The sequence below is a fragment of the Aeromonas sp. S5(2024) genome (genome assembly GCF_041403025.1).
Classification (GTDB): Bacteria; Pseudomonadota; Gammaproteobacteria; order Enterobacterales; family Aeromonadaceae; genus Aeromonas; species Aeromonas hydrophila.
On sequence record NZ_JBGLRI010000005.1, the window covers coordinates 67497 to 86641 of the forward strand.

The 19145-nt window shown below is 59.3% G+C and carries 21 protein-coding genes; 3 read left to right on the forward strand and 18 right to left on the reverse strand.

Translation table 11 applies throughout. The features are described from left to right. Positions 1 to 73: 73 nt before the first annotated feature. A complete protein-coding gene (locus tag ACB032_RS12060; protein WP_171282117.1) occupies positions 74 to 460 on the forward strand; it encodes a type IV pilin protein in 387 nt (128 codons plus the stop codon). Between the two features lie 4 nt (positions 461 to 464). Here ACB032_RS12060 and tppA read toward each other — a convergent pair whose 3' ends face one another. From tppA to ribF, 11 genes are all read right to left on the reverse strand, one after another. Then, complete coding sequence (tppA, locus tag ACB032_RS12065; RefSeq protein WP_160837170.1) at positions 465 to 866, reverse strand: type IVa pilus pseudopilin TppA; 402 nt, start codon at positions 864 to 866, stop codon at positions 465 to 467. 8 nt (positions 867 to 874) lie between these two features. Beyond that, the gene (locus tag ACB032_RS12070) at positions 875 to 4228 is read right to left on the reverse strand and encodes a pilus assembly protein (protein ID WP_371138023.1); all 3354 of its coding nucleotides are present in this window, start codon (positions 4226 to 4228) and stop codon (positions 875 to 877) included. An 11-nt stretch (positions 4229 to 4239) separates the two neighbouring features. Next, positions 4240 to 4716: a PilX N-terminal domain-containing pilus assembly protein gene (locus ACB032_RS12075; RefSeq protein ID WP_080688822.1), complete on the reverse strand. Its 477-nt coding sequence runs from the start codon at positions 4714 to 4716 to the stop codon at positions 4240 to 4242. A gap of 10 nt (positions 4717 to 4726) precedes the next feature. Next, positions 4727 to 5821, reverse strand: coding sequence for a PilW family protein (locus tag ACB032_RS12080; RefSeq protein ID WP_171282116.1), 1095 nt, complete (start codon positions 5819 to 5821; stop codon positions 4727 to 4729). After that, entirely contained in the window at positions 5818 to 6231 is a 414-nt protein-coding gene (tppB, locus tag ACB032_RS12085) for a type IVa pilus pseudopilin TppB (protein ID WP_171282115.1), read from the reverse strand. Before tppB ends, ACB032_RS12080 begins: the two co-directional genes overlap by 4 nt. Further along, on the reverse strand, positions 6228 to 6731 hold the full coding sequence (gene tppE / locus ACB032_RS12090) for a type IVa pilus pseudopilin TppE (RefSeq protein WP_011704647.1): 504 nt from the start codon (positions 6729 to 6731) through the stop codon (positions 6228 to 6230). The genes tppB and tppE overlap by 4 nt, the downstream gene beginning before the upstream one ends. A 261-nt stretch (positions 6732 to 6992) precedes the next feature. Then, positions 6993 to 7928, reverse strand: a complete 936-nt coding sequence (gene ispH, locus ACB032_RS12095; protein ID WP_171282114.1) for a 4-hydroxy-3-methylbut-2-enyl diphosphate reductase — start codon at positions 7926 to 7928, stop codon at positions 6993 to 6995. After that, positions 7928 to 8380, reverse strand: a complete 453-nt coding sequence (gene fkpB, locus ACB032_RS12100; protein WP_171282113.1) for an FKBP-type peptidyl-prolyl cis-trans isomerase — start codon at positions 8378 to 8380, stop codon at positions 7928 to 7930. Before fkpB ends, ispH begins: the two co-directional genes overlap by 1 nt. After that, positions 8377 to 8880: a signal peptidase II gene (gene lspA / locus ACB032_RS12105; RefSeq protein ID WP_011704644.1), complete on the reverse strand. Its 504-nt coding sequence runs from the start codon at positions 8878 to 8880 to the stop codon at positions 8377 to 8379. Before lspA ends, fkpB begins: the two co-directional genes overlap by 4 nt. Then, positions 8880 to 11741, reverse strand: a complete 2862-nt coding sequence (gene ileS / locus ACB032_RS12110; RefSeq protein ID WP_044799149.1) for an isoleucine--tRNA ligase — start codon at positions 11739 to 11741, stop codon at positions 8880 to 8882. Before ileS ends, lspA begins: the two co-directional genes overlap by 1 nt. Further along, complete coding sequence (ribF, locus tag ACB032_RS12115; protein WP_017409028.1) at positions 11741 to 12715, reverse strand: bifunctional riboflavin kinase/FAD synthetase; 975 nt, start codon at positions 12713 to 12715, stop codon at positions 11741 to 11743. The genes ileS and ribF overlap by 1 nt, the downstream gene beginning before the upstream one ends. Between ribF and ACB032_RS12120 the strand changes: the two genes are divergently transcribed. Further along, positions 12620 to 12817, forward strand: a complete 198-nt coding sequence (locus ACB032_RS12120; protein ID WP_162183721.1) for a hypothetical protein — start codon at positions 12620 to 12622, stop codon at positions 12815 to 12817. The genes ribF and ACB032_RS12120 overlap by 96 nt on opposite strands. A 42-nt stretch (positions 12818 to 12859) precedes the next feature. On the opposite strand, the gene murJ is transcribed toward ACB032_RS12120, so the two are convergent. After that, on the reverse strand, positions 12860 to 14425 hold the full coding sequence (gene murJ / locus ACB032_RS12125; RefSeq protein ID WP_016349424.1) for a murein biosynthesis integral membrane protein MurJ: 1566 nt from the start codon (positions 14423 to 14425) through the stop codon (positions 12860 to 12862). 191 nt (positions 14426 to 14616) lie between these two features. Between murJ and rpsT the strand changes: the two genes are divergently transcribed. Beyond that, entirely contained in the window at positions 14617 to 14880 is a 264-nt protein-coding gene (gene rpsT / locus ACB032_RS12130; protein ID WP_005308808.1) for a 30S ribosomal protein S20, read from the forward strand. Between the two features lie 50 nt (positions 14881 to 14930). On the opposite strand, the gene ACB032_RS12135 is transcribed toward rpsT, so the two are convergent. The 6 genes from ACB032_RS12135 to ACB032_RS12160 form a co-directional block, all read right to left on the reverse strand. After that, positions 14931 to 15233, reverse strand: a complete 303-nt coding sequence (locus ACB032_RS12135; protein ID WP_016349423.1) for a metalloregulator ArsR/SmtB family transcription factor — start codon at positions 15231 to 15233, stop codon at positions 14931 to 14933. A gap of 49 nt (positions 15234 to 15282) precedes the next feature. Then, positions 15283 to 16215 (reverse strand): transcriptional activator NhaR, encoded by a 933-nt coding sequence (nhaR, locus tag ACB032_RS12140; protein ID WP_017409027.1) that lies wholly within the window; start codon positions 16213 to 16215, stop codon positions 15283 to 15285. 218 nt (positions 16216 to 16433) lie between these two features. Then, positions 16434 to 17489: a tyrosine-type recombinase/integrase gene (locus ACB032_RS12145; protein ID WP_195877981.1), complete on the reverse strand. Its 1056-nt coding sequence runs from the start codon at positions 17487 to 17489 to the stop codon at positions 16434 to 16436. A 37-nt stretch (positions 17490 to 17526) separates the two neighbouring features. Continuing rightward, complete coding sequence (locus tag ACB032_RS12150; protein ID WP_195877980.1) at positions 17527 to 17829, reverse strand: hypothetical protein; 303 nt, start codon at positions 17827 to 17829, stop codon at positions 17527 to 17529. A 110-nt stretch (positions 17830 to 17939) separates the two neighbouring features. Beyond that, positions 17940 to 18305 (reverse strand): hypothetical protein, encoded by a 366-nt coding sequence (locus ACB032_RS12155; RefSeq protein WP_195877979.1) that lies wholly within the window; start codon positions 18303 to 18305, stop codon positions 17940 to 17942. Between the two features lie 274 nt (positions 18306 to 18579). Beyond that, positions 18580 to 19137, reverse strand: coding sequence for a hypothetical protein (locus tag ACB032_RS12160; RefSeq protein WP_195877978.1), 558 nt, complete (start codon positions 19135 to 19137; stop codon positions 18580 to 18582). Positions 19138 to 19145: the final 8 nt, after the last annotated feature.

Genomic DNA, 19145 nt, shown 5'->3' on the forward strand with positions numbered 1-19145 from the left:
TTGCACGTGCCAGTAGGGTCTACTGTCAGTACTATCCTATAGTATCAACCTGTTTCACGAAGCATGCCGCCCCATGAGAATCAAACAGTCCGGAATCACCTTGCTTGAACTGATCGTCGTGGTCGCCATCGTCGCCATCATAGCGTCTGTTGCCTATCCCAGCTTCACCGATGGCTTGCGCAAATCCCGCCGGGCCGAAGCGCTCAAGGGCTTGCTCAGCATGCAGCTGAAACAGGAAGAGTTCCGGGTTTCCAATACCAGTTACAGCGCCACCCCCTCCCAAGTGGGCAACCCCACCAGCAGCTACTATGACTTCTCCATTTCAGGTGCCACCGCCACCAGCTACACCCTGATCGCCACCAGCAAGGGGGCACAAGCAGGCGACAAGAGCGGCAGCACCGCCTGCGATACACTGACCCTCAACAAGGCCGATACCAAGACTCCTGCCGCCTGCTGGTGACAGACTACCAGCACTCGGCTGCCGTCATGCTGGCCATCGATACCCCCTGCTGTCCGCCCTGATCAAGGGTCAGCAGGCCGCAAGGATCGCCGTTCATCACCCCGGTCGGGATCGCCGTCAGGGTATAGCTGGCGCCGCTAGCATTGAGCGCCAGATTGTAATAGGCAGTCCCGCCATCCCTGGGCAAGGTAGCCAGCCCGGCGGAGACCAGGTTGCCACCATCATAATTGCCGTCAGCGGTAAACTGTCGCTCCATGTATTGCGCCGCCTCCAGCAGGGCGGCCTTGGCCTCTGCCCGCTTGGCAGAGGCCATGTAGCTGTTGTAACTGGGATAGGCAATCACGGTCAGAATGGCCATCACGGCTACCGCAATCATCAGTTCCATCAGGGAAAATCCACGCACCATCTCCACCTCTACTCCAGTTGCAACCAGGACTGGCGACCACCCAGATCACCCGCCCCCTCTTCCAGCGTGACCGAAATGTTGCCGCTGGAGCCACTGATGTACTTGCGCTCCATGTCGGCATCTTCCACCACGCTCGGCGTCGTGGTGAGCTCATCAAACTGCTTGCCGCTGACCGGCACCTTGATGTCGTTGCCGCCACTGTCCTTGATCCCCACATAGTCGTCATCGTTGACCGCGCCATCGCCATTGACGTCAAACACCGAGTAGGTCAAACGCGCTCCCGAAACGGGATCCAGCTCCATCAACCAGGAGCGCCCACCGAAGTCACAAGCGTCCGCCGAGGGGATCAGGGTGTTGAAGATCAGCCGCTTGTTGCGATAAAGCATCTCTGACACGGCTCGCTCCCCCACCCCCTTGCTCAACGCAGGGGATTTGAGCACCAGATACCACCCTTTCTGGCTGGTGTAGTTGACCGCCGTGTTGGACACCACCCTGACGTTGAACTTGATGGTGGTGCCATTGGCGGAATACTCGTGGGTAATGCTCTGCTGCAACAGCTGGCTGCTGAGCACGCTAGCCCCCGTATCCCAGATGCCGTAGACGGCCTCCAGCCTGGGGGTCGCCGGCAGCAACTTGTCGTCATTGGTGAAATAGCTGCCCGTCCCCATCAATACCATGATGCCCCCCTTGGGATGACGGATGGCCAGCGGGCGCATGGTGACGGGTTGACGCGTGCTGGCGGAGCAGGTTCCGTTGCACGCCTGAAACAGCGGTTTTGGCTTGTTGCCGGTCTTGAAGGCACTCCCCCACTGGGCGCTGTTGTTGTCGGTCAGATCGAATTTCCACAGATTGCCTTGCAGGTCACCGGCGTAGACATAGTCCGCCACCCGATCGCCATCCTCGTCTACCGGCAAGGGGGATGAGAGACCATTGGGCTCGCTGGCCGAGCCCACCTGGGTGTCTATCTCCTTGATCACCGCGCCGGTCGCCAGATCCAGCACGAACAGGCGCGCCGTTTGGCTGGTGCTGTTGTAGCCGTTGGCCACCAGCGCCACCCATTTGTTGCCGGATTTGACCCGAACCAGGGTCGGTGCCGCCAGCGCCACCCCCATCTCGGTATTGGTAAACTCCCACAGCATCTTGTCGGCGGTGAAGTTGTCCGGCGCCGTCACGTCGATGGCAAACACGGCCTTGCCACCGGCACCGGTCGATCCCAGCAGCACGGTTTTCCAGCTGCCGCCAAGATAGGCATCGCCTACCTTGGCCGTGCCATCGACATAGTAACGATGGCTGTAGTCCGGTTTGGTGAGCAGATTCAAATCCCCCAACAGGCTGGCAGGAATGTAGGCCAGGGTCTCCACCCCGTTGGCGACCCTGAAACCATGCAGCATGCCGTCATTGGCCCCCACGTAGAGCATGGGGGTGCGGCTGCGAATAGCCGTCGAACCGAGGAAACTCAGATAACCGTCGCGCTCCGTCTGGGTCAGGCCGGTAGCGCTGCCGTAGCCGTAATCCCGGCTGCCGACATAAACGGGATCCGAGTTGATGATGTCCCCCAGCAGATCGCTGCGGCTGCGAAACAGACCGCCATTGCTCTGCTCGCGACTGCGATCGCCGCGCAAGTAGGCAACCCGGTTTTCCCCCTGGCTGTCGCCGGCAAGGTTGAACAAGGCACGGTTGGTGGCATTGAGATCGGTCCAGGTGAAGGGAATGCCGACACCGTTTTGTCGAGTAAAGATGCTGCGGGAGGTGTGTGACGGGATCAGGGTTGCGGCATCCCAGGCCATGTTGCCCAGCGACCCATCGCTGTTGAGGGGAATGGAGATGAGTTGCCCCGACCAGTCGCCGCTGTTGTAGCGGGCCTGGTAGATGTGGGTGTTGCTGTCCAGCCGGGTGGCGTTGGCGGTCACCGAGCTGGCGGAGCTGTTGCGGGCCGCGATCTGGGCCAGGGTGCTGCTCAGGGCTGCGGCAAAGATGTCGGGGTCGCCCGCGCTGAAAAAGCTGCCCTTGCTGTTGAGTGCCGCGTGCCAGAGATCATCAATCTTGTACTCCGGAATGTAGGTCGCGTTCTTGTACTCCTTGTCATCCGGATCATGGGGATTGGGCCAGCTGTTTGGGATACCGTTGGCCGGATTGAGCGACCCGTTAACCCCGAGTCCAACGGTAAAGTTGACCAGATGCTGCCAGTTGGCCGGATCCGCCGTGCTGGTCGGCACCTTGTCGGCCAGATCGGCACGCAGGTCGGTTTTCCAGTATTTGTAGGCCACGTCGGCCAGTGTATTGCTGTAGCCATCCTTGTCCAGATCCCCTACCGAGGGGGTATCCCCGTTCCAGTAGCCATCAGTCATCAGGATGTTGTAGCTCTGCCGGCAGGTGAGGTGGGGCAAGGTGCTGCCAGCACTGGCCGCCCAGGGGCCGTTGTTGTCGGTGCGGGAGAAGTACTCCCCCACATCTTTCAGGCTGGTGCGCAGCGGCGTGCCGGCGGCCGGAATATCGCGGCTATAGAGGTCGCTGAAAAAAGCGCTGCGATCGGTGCCGGAAAAAGGCGCGACCCCACGGATCACGCTGCCGCTGGCATTGATGGTGGCAAACCCCACCCGCAGGGCCTGCCCCTGGCTAGCAAAAGCACGGCCGACCCCGGCACGAGCCGCCAGGATCCGGGAGCGGTAGTAGGTGTACCAGTTGGCGAAGTTCTGGATCTCCTCGTCATAGGTACAAACGGGGGCGCTCTTGCAATCGCTGCGATTGGGGCGCCCGCCATAGGTACTGCCGGACTTTATCTCCACCCGGGTATAGCTGCCCACCTTCTTCACGTCGCCACTGCCCTTGTAGGCAAAGTAGACGGCAGGCCAGAAGGTTTCATCGTCGTTGTAATCGGTGGAGGAGAACCCGGTGTAGTAACGCAGGGACTTGGAGCGGTTGTTCTTGGTCAGATCACGACAGCCGGCCGTGGTATTGAAGGGGTTGTGCGGTGCGCAGCTGATGCTGGCATTCGCCATCAGGGTGCCGTCCGCCTTGGCCCAGGGCCGATAGCTCTGCTGCGGGTTGTAGTAGAGTTTGTTGTTGTTGCTTGAGCGGGTATAAGCGTTGCGGTCGTTGTTGCTGGTGAAGGTTACGGTCCGGTTGTCATAATCCTCGCTGCCATAGACGTTGTCGGCTCTGGGATAGACGTAGCGGGCACTGTTCTCGATCAACCCCTCCGGCATCAACTCGAAGTGCATCGAACCTGAGTCATCGAGGCTGAACATGATGTTGGGTTCGGCCCGGGTACCCAGATAGAGGGGAACCTGGGCGATGTCGAGGGCTGCCTGCACCTGGGAGCAGAGCAGCAGGGCCGAGAGTCCGTAGCCAGATGCACGCATGGGTTGTTCTCCTAGCGGCTGTAGGTCGATTGCAACAGCACCCGGCTCTCGTCCGAGAGTCCGAATCCCCTTGCCGTGATGCGATAGAGGCGGCGCTCGCTGATGGGCTCGTCAACCGCCAGACTCTCGTTGCTGCCCTGGGTATAGGGCAACCGCTCGATGAAATATTCGGGGGCCCGTCCGGTTAGGCCGCTATTGGCATAGGTGCGCCAGGCCGTGGAAGGAGAGGCGGGATCCACCGCCACGCTGACGAACTCATAGAGGCCGGCACTGTTGTCGTAGGGACCTGAACTGCCCGCCTCCAGATAGCGCTCGGCAGCACGCAGCGCCGCCTCCGCCGCCTGCAGCGCCTGCTGTGACTCCTTCTGGTTGCCCGCCATCTTCTCCTGCAGCAGGGCGCTCTGCATGCTGGCCATCGCCAACAGGCTCACCACCGCAAGAAAAATCAGGCTGATCACCAACGCCATTCCCCCTTGTCGAGCCATCATGCCTCCCTCCTCATGGCAGCCGGTTGCGCAGGGCGACCGTGGTTTCGGCCACCCAGTACCAGTGACTGTCGACAGTCTGGAAGGTGGCGCCGGCAAAGCTGATGGCCTGCGGGTCCGATACCACATTGCCCTGACCGCTGCGCATCAGCAGTTGAACGCCGATCCCCAGCACGTTGTCCCAGTTCGGGTTGCTGGCGGCGCTCACATAGCGATCCGCCGCCCGATCCCGGTTCTGATCCTCGCCGAAGGTCAGCTGAATATCGGTGACCCCGTCCACCAGCAGCATGCCCGCAGCCAGACCGCTCTTGCGATACAGGGCATAGGGTGCGTTGGCAGAGGGGCGGGCGACGTAATAGATCCGGGTCTCCATCCGGCTCAATACCGAGCCGGCACCGAAGCGCTCCTCGACCGGGCTGCTGGCGCCGCCCCAGGAGCTGACGGCATTGCCCGGGGTGTATTTATTGTCGTTGGAGTGGCCGATATTGACCTCGCTGCCACCACCCACCACCTGGGTCTGGGTGATCTGGAAGATCCGCGCCTTCTGACAGTCGGACACCATGACGATGTCCCCCTCGCACAAGTCGCTGTAGCCCTGCTTGCCGGTACCGCAGTAGTTGGCCTTGCTGGAGAGCTGCTGCACGAACAGCTGGGCGGCGCTGTTGTTGCGAGTGACCGGCACCCCGGCGCCGGTCGGCCCCTGTACCAGCAACACGTCGGTTCCCGGTTTGGGTTTGGGTTCGGCAGCGGTAAACAGGGCCGACAACGCCGTGGGCAGCGTCGCAGTGACATTGTCATAGCCGCGCAGATAGACGGTGAAGTTGTAGGGCAGCGCCGTACCACCGTTAAGGGTGTTGGTGATGTTGACCCCCTGCTTGCTGAGGCAGCCCTGGTAGCCCACCATCCGCAGCTCCTGCTGCAGCAGGTTGACGGCAAACCGGCTGTCCTCCTGAACCCGGGCGATGGCCTCGCCGGTCAGATAGGTTTTGTGGTTGCCAAGCAGCACCTGAATGATGACCCCGACCGTCAGCAATGACAGCAGCAGGGCGATCATCACCTCCACCAGACCGACACCGGCCTGACGCAACAAGGTTCGCCGGCCGCTCACAGATCCGTCCTCAGGGTCATGTTGCGCAGCGCAGGCTCGGTGGCCAGCCGGCTGGCATCCCACTGGATGGTGATGGTCGCCTGCCCGGCGCTGACGGCAATGGCCCCGTCACCGCCCGGCAGGCCGGTCAGCGCCTGCTTCCAGTACTGCACATCCTGTATCGCCATCGAGCTGCCGGAGACAGCCTCTCCCAGCCCGACGTTGTATTGGCCGAGCAGGGCCGCGCTGCGATTGGCTCGCATCATGTCGGTGATCATGTAGCCGAACTGGGTCGCTTCAGTGCGGGTGAGCGCCGATTGATTGCTCTTGAGCGCCTGCAACTGCAGGGTTGCCATGCCGAGAATGCCGATCGACAACACCAGCACGGCAATCATGATCTCAAGCAGAGATACCCCCTGATGTCGTTTCATATGCAGCTGGTCTCCACGATGGATGGGCGCCCGGCCGGGGTGATCGTGATGTCGCGCGATGCCTCTTGGGCACACTCCGGCGGCTGTAGAGAAAACACCAGCGCCACCTGCTGACGCCCGTCGAGAAAGCCATTGCCACTGAAGCGGACCAGCGACGTATTGCTGACCAGGGTGCCGGCGCCCATGTCGGGAAAGAGCCGCAGCAGTTCGCCGTTGTCGAGGGTGCCGTTGCCGTTGCGGTCGACCCAGATCTGCCAGCCAGATTCCCAGTGGTTCTGGGTCAGGTTGCTGGCGGTAGCGGAGAGCGTGACCGCGGTATTGCGGCGAATGGCTTCGGAGCGGGCGAGGTTGATGGCGGCCACGAAGTTGTTGGCCTGGCTGGTCAGCGTCATGTTGCGCAATATCGCGCTAAAGGAGGGAACTCCCAACGTCAGCAGGATAGAGATGAGCGCAACGGTGACCATCAGCTCGATAAGGCTAAAACCTGAACGCAAAAACATCCTGTTTCGCTCTGATTTTGTCGGGGAGGCTCGTTCGCATATCCATGTGCCATCAAGCCAGATGAGAAGATCATCAGCAGTCTAGACCGCAGACCTTCGCTTGCAATTCAATCTACTCAGATCTTGGACATACATCATCAAATTTCGCTGCAATCTCGCCACAAACCGGGCAACAAGAGTCATAAGAATCGCCCATGAAAAAGCCACCTCACAGGAGGTGGCTCAGGTACTCATGGCACTATCCCGCACGGGATGGCTGACTCAAAGGATGCGCAGCTCCGGCGGCACCTCAAACACCACGTTTTCTTCACGACCGGGATGCTCGGCCACCACCTTGCCGCCCAGCTCGCGCAGGCGCGTGATGACCGACTGCACCAGCACCTCGGGGGCGGAAGCGCCGGCGGTGACACCGATCGCCTCAACTCCCGCCAGCCAGTCGGCCTCGATCATGGAGGCGTCGTCGATGAGGTAGGCTTTGGCACCCACCTTCTCGGCCAGCTCCCGCAAGCGGTTGGAGTTGGAGGAGTTGCGCGACCCCACCACCAGCATGGCGTCCACCAGCCCCGCCATCTCCCGCACCGCGTCCTGGCGGTTCTGGGTGGCGTAGCAGATGTCGTCCTTGCGCGGCCCCTGGATCTTGGGGAAGTGGGCACGTAAGGCATCGATGACGTCCGAGGTTTCGTCCACGCTGAGGGTGGTCTGGGTGACGAAGCAAAGGTCATCCGGGTTCTTCACCTTGAGCTCGGCCACGTCCTCCGGCGTCTCCACCAGATACATGCCCCCCTCGCGATTCTCGTACTGACCCATGGTGCCGATCACCTCGGGGTGACCGGCATGACCGATGAGCACGGCCTCGGAGCCCTTGCGACTGGCGCGATGGACCTCCATGTGCACCTTGGTCACCAGCGGGCAAGTCGCATCGAACACCTTGAGGGCACGGGACTTGGCCATCTCGCGCACCGCTTTGGAGACGCCGTGGGCGGAGAAGATGACGATGCTGTCATCCGGCACCTCATCCAGCTCTTCGACGAAGACGGCGCCCGCCTCCTTGAGCTTGTTCACCACGTAGCGGTTGTGCACCACCTCGTGACGGACATAGATGGGGGCGCCGAACTTCTCCAGCGCGCTCTCGACGATGCTGATCGCCCGGTCGACACCGGCACAGAAACCACGGGGATTGGCCAGAAGAATATTCATCAGTGAACCGCTTCCTCGTCATCAACCCCCAGGATCTCCACCTCGAACGTGACGGTGTGACCGGCCAGGGGATGGTTGAAATCGACCGTCACCGACATACCTGCCACCGCCCGGATGATACCCGGCAGCTCGCTGCCGTTGGGCTGGTCGAACAGGATGATGGTGCCGACCTTGGGTTCTACATCGGCACCGAATTTGGCGCGGTCCAGATGATAGATGTTGTCGGGATTGGAGAGGCCGAAGGCCTCTCCCGGCGCCAGCGTGAAGCTCTTGCTCTCCCCTTCGCGTAGCCCCAGCAGGCACTGCTCGAAACTGGAGGTCAGGCTGCCATCACCCATCCGCAAGCGGGCAGGCTTGCCTTGCAGCGCAGTACTGTCGGCCACCGAGCCATCTTCCAGCTTGATGGCGAAGTGAAACAGCACGCTGCTGTCTGCCGCAATCGGCTGGCTCATGGCGTCACGTCCTTCTTCTTCTCACTGCGAAAACCGTCCAGCACTATCATGGCTGCGCCGATGAAGATGAAGCTGTCGGCCAAGTTGAACGCCGGCCAGTGGGCGCGCTGCCAGTAGAAATCGAGGAAGTCGACCACGTGGCCCAGCACCAGCCGGTCAAACACGTTGCCGAGCGCCCCGCCGATGATCAGCGAGTAGGCGATGCCGCTCCAGCGCTGAGCGACGGACTGCTTGCGCAGCCAGTGGATCAGCAAGCCGCAGATGGCAAACGCCAGCACCGCGAAGAACCAGCGCTGCCAGCCGCCCTGATCGGCCAGGAAGCTGAAAGCCGCCCCCTTGTTGTAGACATGGACCAGGTTGAAGAAGGGTGTGATCTCCACCCCCGGGTAGCCAAATGGCAGCAGCTTGACCACGGCGAGCTTGCTCGCCTGGTCCAGTACAAAGGCCAGCACTGCCAGCCACAGCCAACGCAGGCCGCTTTTATGGTGAGTCATGTTCATCAGGCAAATTGACGAGTTTCGCCGTCACCCTCGACGTTGGTGACGCAGCGGCCACAGATTTCTTCGTGACCAGCGATGGTGCCCACGTCTTCCACATGGTGCCAGCAGCGGTCGCACTTGGCGGCGGCAGACTGGGCCACACTCAGCCACAGATCATCGCGCTCGGTCGCCACGGCGTCTGCCGGGGCGGCATCGACGCTGACCACCTTGGCCTTGGAGGTGAGCAGCACGAAGCGCAGCTCATCGGCCAGGGCGTTCAGACGCGCAGCCAGTGCCGGCTTGGCGAACAGGGTCAGCTCGGCCTGCAGGGAGCCACCGATGCGCTTCTCGCCACGAGCCACTTCCAGCGCCTTGTTCACTTCACCGCGCACGGTGAGGATCTCGGCCCAGAAATCGTCGTTGAGGGTTTCACCCGCTTCCAGCCCGAACAGGCCGTCGTACCACTCCTCGGTGAACACGAACTCACCGCGCTCACCCGGCAGCAGCGCCCAGATCTCGTCGGCGGTGAAGCTCATGATCGGCGCCATCCAGCGCACCATGGCCTCGGCGATGTGATACAGGGCAGTCTGGCAGGAGCGACGGGCCAGGCTGTCAGCCTTGGCGGTGTACTGACGGTCCTTGATGACGTCCAGGTAGAAGGAGCCCATCTCGATGGAGCAGAACTGCATCAGCTTCTGGGTCACGCCGTGGAAGTTGTACTCGTCGAACGCCGCCATGATCTCGGCCTGTACCGCTTTGGCACGGCCCACGGCCCAGCGATCCACCACCACCATGTCGGCAGGCGCCACCATGTCGGTCGCCGGATTGAAGCCGTTCAGGTTGGCCAAGAGGAAACGGGCGGTGTTGCGGATGCGGCGATAGGCGTCGGCAGAGCGCTTGAGGATCTCGTCGGAGACGGTCATCTCGCCGGTGTAGTCGGTGCTGGCGACCCACAGACGCAGAATGTCGGCACCCAGCTTGTTCATCACGTCCTGCGGGCTGACCACGTTGCCGATGGACTTGGACATCTTGCGGCCCTGGCCATCCACGGTGAAGCCGTGAGTCAGCACCTGGTTGTAGGGAGCCTTGTCTTTCATCGCCACGCCGATCATCAGGGAGGACATGAACCAGCCGCGATGCTGGTCAGAGCCTTCCAGATACATGTCGGCCGGGTTGCCGTTGAATTCGGGACGGGCATCGACCACGGAGGAGTGAGTCGAACCTGAGTCAAACCAGACATCCAGGGTGTCAGGCACCTTGTCGTACAGGTCGGCATCGCTGCCCAGCAGCTCGGCCTTGTCCAGATCCCACCAGGCCTGGATGCCGGACTGTTCGACTCGCTTGGCCACTTCGTGCATCAGGCGCACGGATTCCGGATGCAGTTCCTGGGTCTCCTTGTGGACGAACAGGGAGATGGGCACGCCCCAGGTACGCTGACGGGAGATACACCAGTCAGGACGGTTCTCGACCATCGCCTGGATACGGTTTTTACCCCAGGCCGGCACCCAGCCGCTCTGGCCGTGCTGTTTGATGCCGTCTTGCTCGATGCGCTCGATCTCTTCCAGCGCACGCTTGCGCAGACCCTTCTGCTCCATGCTGATGAACCACTGCGGGGTGGCACGGAAGATGATCGGGGTCTTGTGACGCCAGCAGTGCGGGTAAGAATGGTTGAACACCTTGTGGTGCAGCAGGGCGCCACGCTCGGTCAGCACCTCGACCACGGAGGCGTTGGCCTTGAACACGTGCTGGCCGGCAAACAGTTCGGTATCCGGCAGGTACACGCCGTTGCTGCCAACCGGGTTGGCCACTTCCAGACCGTACTTCTGACCGACCACGAAGTCTTCCTGACCGTGGCCAGGTGCGGTATGTACGGCACCGGTACCGGCATCCAGGGTGACGTGGTCACCCAGCACCACCGGCACGTCGAAGCTGTAGAAGGGGTGGTTGAAGCGCAGCAGCTCGAGTGCGGCACCCTTGGCGTAACCCAGGTTGTGGAACTGCTCGATACCGGCGCGGTCCATCACGTCCTTGACCAGCTCGGCGGCCAGGATCAGGCGCTCGGGATGCTCCCCTTCCACCTGCACCAGCGCATAGTCCAGATCGGCGTGCATGGCGATGCCGCGGTTGGCGGGCAGGGTCCAGGGGGTGGTGGTCCAGATCACGGCAGAGATCGGGCCTTTGCCGGTATGGCCTTCGGCGCAATCAAACTTGGCGGCAACGCCCGCCTCGTCGACGGCCTTGAAGCGCACATCGATGGAGGGGGAGTTCTTGTCGTAGTACTCCACTTCAGCTTCAGCCAAGGCGGAGCCACAATCGGTACACCAGTGCACCGGCTTGGAACCTTTGTGCAGGTGACCGTTTTCAACGATCTTGGCCATGGAGCGGATGATGTTGGCTTCGGTGCCAAAATCCATGGTCAGGTAGGGGTGTTCCCAGTCACCCAGCACGCCCAGCCGGATGAAGTCGGTCTTCTGCGCTTCGATCTGGGTCTTGGCGTATTTGCGGCACTCGGCGCGGAACTCGGCAGCGGAGACCTTCTCGCCCGGCTTGCCGACCATGCCTTCCACTTTCAGTTCGATGGGCAGACCGTGGCAATCCCAGCCCGGCACATAGGGGGAGTCGAAGCCGGAGAGGCCCTTGGACTTGATGATGATGTCTTTGAGGATCTTGTTGACCGAGTGACCGATGTGAATGCTGCCGTTCGCATAGGGGGGGCCATCGTGCAGAATGAACGAAGGCTTGCCCGCTTTGGCGCGGCGAATGGCGCCGTAAAGATCCTGATCGTACCAACGTTTCAGCATGTTGGGTTCGCGCTTGGCCAGATCGCCACGCATCGGAAACTCGGTTTCCGGAAGATTCAGGGTGTGTTTATAGTCGCTCATCAGTCCTGGGTTCCCTTCTTTTCTAAAAGAGTGCTGGGTAAATGGAGTAGTGGCAGCCCGAACCAGGCTCGGGCCGCCAGGGCATCTCGTTCGATCTGCTCTTTCAAGGCGGTGAAAGAGGCAAACTTCTGCTCTTCGCGCAGCTTGTGGCGAAGCAGCACCTTGACCTGTTGACCATATAGGTCGCCAGAAAAATCAAATAGATGTACTTCCAATCTGGCTTGTGTACCGCTCAAGGTCGGCCGTACACCCACATTGGCGACACCGGGGAAGGTCTTGCCGGAACATAACACTTCCACCGCGAACACGCCACCGACCGGGATCACCTGGCGCTTGAGGGCCAGATTGGCGGTGGGAAAACCTATGGTGCGGCCCAGCTTGTCGCCGTGGGCCACCCGGCCGCTGATGGTATAGGGACGGCCGAGCATCAGCTCCACCTCCGCCATGCGACCGGCCGCGAGGGCCTCGCGCACCAGCGTGCTGCTGACCCGCTGACGGGACAACTGGAAGCTCTGGGTGCTGATCACCTCGAAACCGAAGCGCCGGCCGGCCTCTTCCAGCAGGTGGAAGTCCCCTTCCCGCCCCTTGCCGAAACGAAAATCGTCGCCCACCACCAGATAGTGCACGCCGAGTTTCTCCACCAGCAGTTGCTCGATGAAGGTGGTGGCAGACTGCTCGGCGAAGCGATGGTTGAAGCGCACGCAGAGCATGCGATCGATCTGCATCCCCTTGAGCGCTTCATACTTCTCCCGCAGGCGGCTGAGGCGAGCCGGCGCCGCAGCCCCGGCAAACAGCTCCAGCGGCTGCGGTTCAAACAGCATGACGCAGGCCGGCAGGCCCAGCTGGGCTGCTTTTTCCTGCAGGCGAGACAGCACGGCATGATGACCCTGATGAACCCCATCAAAGTTGCCAATGGTCAATACACACCCCCGGTGACGGGGCTTGATATTGTGAATACCGCGGATAAGCTCCATCAATGCCTTGTGCGTCGCTGCTATGAAAATCGCCGGATTATATATCAGGCGGCACTCTGGGTCAGCCCTGTTGCTGACCCGATTTCAGCCATCCCGCCCTGATTGCTGGCTCAGGCGGGACTTCAATCGCCATGGCGCGCCGACTCAGTCATCCCGCCCCGCTCTCAGATCTTTTGGCCGAATGCCCAGCGCCAGCAGGACACCGGCATAGATGGCGCCCCCCAGCACCAGCAGCATGGTCAGCTGCATGCTCGCCTTGCTCATGTGCCAGGCTCCCCATTGGGCCAGATCCGGCGAGAGGTAGAGGAGTACGCCCCCCATCAGCAGACTCGCCGTCAGCAGCTTGAGGCAGAATACCCCGGTGTGGCGGGAGGGCCGGTAGACGTTCTGCTGATGGAGCCCCTTGAACAGCAGGGCCGCGTTCAGCGTGCCCGAGCAGGCAGTCGACAGCGCCAGCCCCACGTAACCGAGCGGATAGATGAAGATGAGGTTGCAGGCCATGTTGGCCGCCATCGACATCATCCCGATCCGTACCGGAGTACGGGTATCCTGGCGGGCGTAGTAGCCGGGTGCCAGCACCTTGATCAGCATCAGCGACAGCAGGCCCGTGGTGGATGCCAGCAGGCTGGCGCTGGACATGCTCACCTCGTGCAAGCCGAACTCACCGCGCATGAACAGCACCCGCAGAATGGGTTCGCGCAGCACGGCGATGCCCACCATGGCCGGCAGGCCGAGCAGCATCACCATCCGAACCCCCCAGTCCATGGTGCGGGAGAAGTCGGCCGGATCGGCATCCACGTGCTTCTTGGCCAGCGCCGGCAGGATGACGGTACTGATGGCGACACCGAACATGCCGAGCGGGAACTCCAGCAGTCGGTCCGAGTAATAGAGATAGCTGATGGCGCCGGTCGCGAGGAACGAGGCCAGCATGGTGTTGACCAGCAGGTTGATCTGGCTGACCGAGACCCCGAACAGCGCCGGGATCATCAGGGTGCGTATTTTCACCACCCCCGGATGGTGCCAACCCCACTTGGGCCACACCAGCATGTTGATCTGGCGCAGGAACGGGAACTGGAACAGGAACTGCACCAGACCGCCGAGGAAGACACCGATGGCCAACGCCAGTTCGGGGTCGTCCAACCAGGGCGAGATCCACCAGGCGGCGGCGATCATGGTGATGTTGAGAAAGATCGGCGTGAAGGAGGAGACCCCGAAGCGGCCGAAGGTATTCAGGATGGCCCCCGCCATGGCGGTAAAGGTGATGAACCAGAGATAGGGGAAGGTGATCTTGAGCATCAGGCTCGCCATCTCGAACTTCTCGGCCGCCGGCCCGCCGTGCAACCAGTCCCAGAACCAGCCCCAGCCGAACAGGGCGGTCAGCACCCCGGAGCCCAGCACCCCGAGCAGGGTGACCACGGTGACGATCCCACCGAGGGTACCCGCCACCGCGGCCAGCAACTCGCGCACCTCGCTCTCGTCGCCCTTTTTCTTGTACTCCGTCATCACGGGAACAAAGGCCTGGTTGAAGGCACCTTCGGCGAACAGGCGACGCAGAAAGTTGGGAATGCGGTTGGCAAAGAAGAAGACGTCTGCGGCCACCCCGGCACCGAGCAGATTTGCGATGACCACATCGCGCACCAAGCCCATCACGCGGGACGCCAACGTCATTCCGGACACTATCATGCCGGATTTGATCAATTTCTTACTCAAGACGAGGCCTCTGGAACTGTCGGAAAGAAAAGAATGCTGTTAGAATCGGCCGACAGTTTAACCGTCTCCCATCTGACACACCACCGGGGGGCGGTGTTTATTTGCACAAATCATTTGACAATATGTGGTTGAGAAGGCATATTTCCGGGCCTTTTCAATACACTCGCTAAGACAGTTTTAGGAGTTTTACCTTGGCTAACATCAAATCTGCTAAGAAGCGCGCTCTTCAGTCAGAGAAACGTCGTCAGCACAACGCCAGCCGTCGTTCCATGACCCGTACCTACCTGAAGAAAGTCATCGCTGCCATCGCCTCTGGCGACAAGGCTGCCGCGACTGCCGCTTTCGCTGTTGCTCAGCCGATCATGGATCGTATGGCGACCAAAGGCCTGATCCACAAGAACAAAGCTGCTCGTCACAAGAGCCGCCTGTCTGCCCAGATCAAAGCTATGGCTTAATTCAGCATCTGCTGAACAAAGCTAAAAAAACCGGCCTTCGTGCCGGTTTTTTATTTCTGTTCGCTGCAATACAACTTGTGCAGCAATCCTATCATCTCGCGCACCTCATGGCTGCGCAGCGAATAGTAGACCGTCTGGGCCTCCTTGCGCGTCTCCACCAGTTCATCCCGCCGCAACACAGCCAGATGCTGTGACAACGCCGACTGGCTCAAACCCAGCCGCTCGTTTAGCTCGCCCACCGACAGCTCCCGCTCCAGCAGCTGACACAGGATAAACAAGCGCCGCTCGTTGGCCAGCGCCTTGAGCAGAGCGACCGCCCGGCTTGCATTTGCCTCCATCTCTTCCAGTTGCATCTCATTCCCTCTCGTTCGAGGCAAGAATCATACTCTGTGGCCCGTCGATTTAAAATGACAGGGTTGCCGGTTGAATCGTGGTGAAATCCTCCTGACCGGCAAACAGAAAGGAGAAATCGCTCTCGCATACCCGTTTTACCGCCGGATGCTGGATCATCCGTTCGGCGAAGATGACGTAGTACTCCTCCATCAGATCCTGGGTCTCCCCCAGCAGCATCACCTCCTCCCCTTCCAGGATCTCTTCCCGATAGATGGTGGGAGCCATGAAGATACCCTGGTTGAAGAAGCCGAACGCCTTCATCAGGGCCGCATCGTCAAACTCGCCGAGGATGCTGGGCGATACCCCCTGCTGTTCGAACCACTGGGTCAGCTGGCGACCCATGGCGGTGCGCCGGCCCGGGATCAGCAGCTTGCGCTCCTCCAGACAGGCGGGAAAAGGGAGCGATGGCAGTGGCGCCTTGCAGAAGAAGCTGACCCCGCAGCCACCGAGCCGCTTGGAGAGCAGGCCGGCGTGCTGGCTGGAGTCCACCGGGCAGTCCGACAGGATCATGTCGAGCTTGTGCTCGCTCAGCTGTTCCAGCAGCAGCTCGTGGGTCGATTCGAAGCAACGCAGGTGGATGGAACCGTCGTTGGGGATGACGGAGAGCAGTACCCGGCTGGCAAGGCGCTTGGAGAGCGCATCGGCGATGCCGACGTCGAACAGGATCTGGCTCTCCTTGCGGTAGTTGACGATATCCAGCATCTCGTAGGAGAGGCTGAACATCTTGTCGGCATAGCGAAACACCAGCTGACCCAGCTCGGTCGCCTCGAGGGAACGCCCTTTTCGCATCAACAGTTTGCCGCCCAGACGCTGCTCCAGCAGCTTGATCTGGCCGGTGACGGTTTGCGGGGTCAAGAAGAGGGCTTCCGCCGCTTGCGTGACGGAGCCCTTCTTCTGAGTCATCCAAAAATAGTAGAGATGGTTGTAGTTAAGGTGTGACACGCTATTTTCACTCCATCCTTAAAATGCCCTGGCACCATCAAATTTCGTCGCCACTTTATCGCCACCACTCACCACAAATAACCCAATAGATTGATTTAAAAGCATTTATTTAACTGCACACAGTAGAGATGATTGTAGTTAAGATGTGACATCCAGTGAAAACCCCATGTCAATCAACAAGGTGAAAGGTCAATAATGTCCATCATTGGACTATAAACCTAAACTCCGTCGCCACTTTGTCGCCACTGCTCTAGCGGATTTAACCTAGCTGCTTCTTCCAGGTGATCAGGTGCAAAATGGGCGTAGCGCATCGTGTCCTTGATATTGGCATGACCCAAAATCTTCTGCAGTACGAGGATGTTTCCGCCATTCATCATGAAGTGGCTGGCGAAGGTATGCCGCAGCACATGGGTGAGTTGCCCATCCGGTAACTCAATCCCAGTCGTTTTCAACGCCCGCCCGAAGTCCAGATAACAGGGTTTGAACAACCGACCACTTCTATCACCGGTCATCAGTTCACCGTAAAGCGCCTGGCTGATCGGGACTGTCCGGTTTTTCTTGCCCTTGGTGTTGGTATAGGTGATGCGGAACGGCGTCACCTGCGAAGTCGTCAGCGCCTCGGCCTCTCGCCAGCGGGCCCCTGTCGCCAAGCAGATCTTGATGATGAGCACCAGGTCAGGGTTGTGGTATTGCTGAGCAGCATTAAGCAACTCGGCAATCTGGGCCGGTTGCAAGAAGGTCATCTCAGGATCGGGCGTCTTGATGCTCATCGTCGTTTGCAACGGGTGGGCATGCTGCCACTCGCCCAACCGAATCAGCTCCCCAAATACCGCCTTGAGAAAGGCCAGCTCCTGATTGACCGTTCGGGCGGTGATCGCCTTCTTGGCTCCCACGTTCCAACCGTTGTCGATCTCGCCGGCCATCCGTTTGGCCCGATAGTGCGCCCACATCGAGGGAGTGATGTCGATCGCCTTGGGGTTGCCCATGCCGTTGCAGATGATCTGTAGCTTGGCCAGCCTGACCTGATTGCGCTTGAGGGTTTGCCCATGAAGCTTGTACCAGAGCTCGATCAGCTCCTGCAGGGTGCGGTGTTCTTTCGCCTCGTGCCCCAACCAGGGTTTTGCCTGATGTTCATCAAGGATGAACCGCTCCCAAGCAACGGCCTCGCCCTTGGTGACAAAGCGCTTTCTCTTGCGGGGCCCGGAACGCCCTTGAGGGTAGACCTCAACCAACCAGGGGTTGGCGGAGCCATCGGTGAGTTTGCGAACAGTCATGCCACTATGAGCTCAAGAGGCTCAGTAAGAATTATCACTAACTTGAAGGGATGAGGCGAAGCAGACCAAACAAGAGTCCACACCCTGTAAAGACAGCGCCAAACAACCAGAGATACATTTTGTTAAACCGCGCCTCGAGGTCTACTTTCGTAGCGAACTTTTCATCCAGTTTCGACAGCTTGTCCAGCGCAGTTTGCTGATTGGTTCTAAGCCCTTCGAGAGAGATGCGGATATCTTGCATAGTCGCATCGATCGACTTAGCCGTATCTTTTAACTCACCAATGTCTCGCTTGATGTACTCAACATCAGCCTCCAAGCGTGCAACACGTGGTTCTAACATGTCTCCACCTCCTCCAGCACCACCTGACCCACCAAAATCAACGCTTTCTTGGTGCGATACATTGCTCCTAACTTTCTGGATACTAAAAACCTTTTGCCCTGCCCCGAAACTCATGCGTTAGACTCCGATGCATCACCAGATGTAACTCCTTCGTCAACCTTTTTTAGCCGTTTTTCTTCAGTCCATACCAATATTTTTTCAGCGTCAACGTTTAAAAAGGTTCCACAGTTTTCACATGAAAGTGGATAGCATGCCCAAGTATTATCTGGTCCATGCATCTCGCATACCGCCATTTGCTTACGATACTCAGGATCAGAGCCATCCTCACTTGGACTCAAAGGGGCGTCTATAGTCTCGATATTAAAAAACGTGCTTTTACATAGAGAGCATGAAGGATTTACTCCTTTTTCAGCATAATAATCCACGAGGTCCTGTACTCGAACCACCTCGTATCGCTTGCGCATTGATGGATCCATTGTTTATTCCTACTGCCAGTATTTGCTGTTAACTACGATGCTAGCTTTCAATTTTGTCGTGATGATGAGCGAGTGTCTTCCAGTCTCCAGTCCACTTAGCACAGAACACAGTGTTACCAATACATCTACCGTAATGAAAAAAACATTGATGTATCAGACATTAACCAGCCGTGTGAGCAAAGCCCAACTTATTCGGCTTTCTACTTCACCTTCAAGTAAGTGATGCTTCCAACTGTGATGCGGTACATCACGCATTTTTGCCATTACTAAATCGTCATTTACTGCTGATCATGACCTGAACAAGCTGGGGCAAAATGGCTTTGTTGTAGTACACATCGTTCTCAAACTTGTCAGTCCAAAAGTCATCTTGGTCAACGAGTTCATTCATGCTCTTTATCTTTATGAAGCGGCTCATGTCTTTCATCGCCTGCTGCCGTGTTTTGGTCACAGTCAGCTTGATATCACTGAGTAAGTGGGGGCGCTTGTTCTTGCCATCAAGGGTAACTTGGGCAGGGATGGCTGTTACCGTCACCTTGTCAGCGTTTGTGTTGATGAACGTCCGGTAAACCCCATACACCAGCGCCCGCTGATTGCTGGCCTGGACTGTATCGACTAAATCATCCGGCACCGTCAGTGCTGAAACCCGGATGTGAAGAGGAGACTTGGAGATCAGCTCATAGCCGTTTTTCTCCTTCGTAAAATCACCGAACTCTTCCATCATCTGATCTACAGACTTAAATTTTTCAGGTGCTGCTTGTGCACCTACAGCGGCAAGCAACAGACAAGCAGTGAAAATTGCTTTCATCGGTTTCATCGGTTTCATCGGTTTCATCGGTTCAT

What these genes read in the sequence shown, in the direction of transcription:
- ACB032_RS12150 (WP_195877980.1), bottom strand. Translation starts at nt 17,829, where the DNA reads ATGTTAGAACCACGTGTTGCACGCTTGGAGGCTGATGTTGAGTACATC.
- ribF (WP_017409028.1), bottom strand. Translation starts at nt 12,715, where the DNA reads ATGGAGCTTATCCGCGGTATTCACAATATCAAGCCCCGTCACCGGGGG.
- tppA (WP_160837170.1), bottom strand. Translation starts at nt 866, where the DNA reads ATGGTGCGTGGATTTTCCCTGATGGAACTGATGATTGCGGTAGCCGTG.
- ACB032_RS12145 (WP_195877981.1), bottom strand. Translation starts at nt 17,489, where the DNA reads ATGACTGTTCGCAAACTCACCGATGGCTCCGCCAACCCCTGGTTGGTT.
- ACB032_RS12060 (WP_171282117.1), top strand. Translation starts at nt 74, where the DNA reads ATGAGAATCAAACAGTCCGGAATCACCTTGCTTGAACTGATCGTCGTG.
- ispH (WP_171282114.1), bottom strand. Translation starts at nt 7,928, where the DNA reads ATGAATATTCTTCTGGCCAATCCCCGTGGTTTCTGTGCCGGTGTCGAC.
- ACB032_RS12160 (WP_195877978.1), bottom strand. Translation starts at nt 19,137, where the DNA reads ATGAAACCGATGAAACCGATGAAACCGATGAAAGCAATTTTCACTGCT.
- lspA (WP_011704644.1), bottom strand. Translation starts at nt 8,880, where the DNA reads ATGAACATGACTCACCATAAAAGCGGCCTGCGTTGGCTGTGGCTGGCA.
- ACB032_RS12075 (WP_080688822.1), bottom strand. Translation starts at nt 4,716, where the DNA reads ATGATGGCTCGACAAGGGGGAATGGCGTTGGTGATCAGCCTGATTTTT.
- ACB032_RS12135 (WP_016349423.1), bottom strand. Translation starts at nt 15,233, where the DNA reads ATGCAACTGGAAGAGATGGAGGCAAATGCAAGCCGGGCGGTCGCTCTG.
- tppE (WP_011704647.1), bottom strand. Translation starts at nt 6,731, where the DNA reads ATGTTTTTGCGTTCAGGTTTTAGCCTTATCGAGCTGATGGTCACCGTT.
- ACB032_RS12120 (WP_162183721.1), top strand. Translation starts at nt 12,620, where the DNA reads ATGATGACCCTGATGAACCCCATCAAAGTTGCCAATGGTCAATACACA.
- tppB (WP_171282115.1), bottom strand. Translation starts at nt 6,231, where the DNA reads ATGAAACGACATCAGGGGGTATCTCTGCTTGAGATCATGATTGCCGTG.
- ACB032_RS12070 (WP_371138023.1), bottom strand. Translation starts at nt 4,228, where the DNA reads ATGCGTGCATCTGGCTACGGACTCTCGGCCCTGCTGCTCTGCTCCCAG.
- fkpB (WP_171282113.1), bottom strand. Translation starts at nt 8,380, where the DNA reads ATGAGCCAGCCGATTGCGGCAGACAGCAGCGTGCTGTTTCACTTCGCC.
- ACB032_RS12155 (WP_195877979.1), bottom strand. Translation starts at nt 18,305, where the DNA reads ATGGATCCATCAATGCGCAAGCGATACGAGGTGGTTCGAGTACAGGAC.
- ileS (WP_044799149.1), bottom strand. Translation starts at nt 11,741, where the DNA reads ATGAGCGACTATAAACACACCCTGAATCTTCCGGAAACCGAGTTTCCG.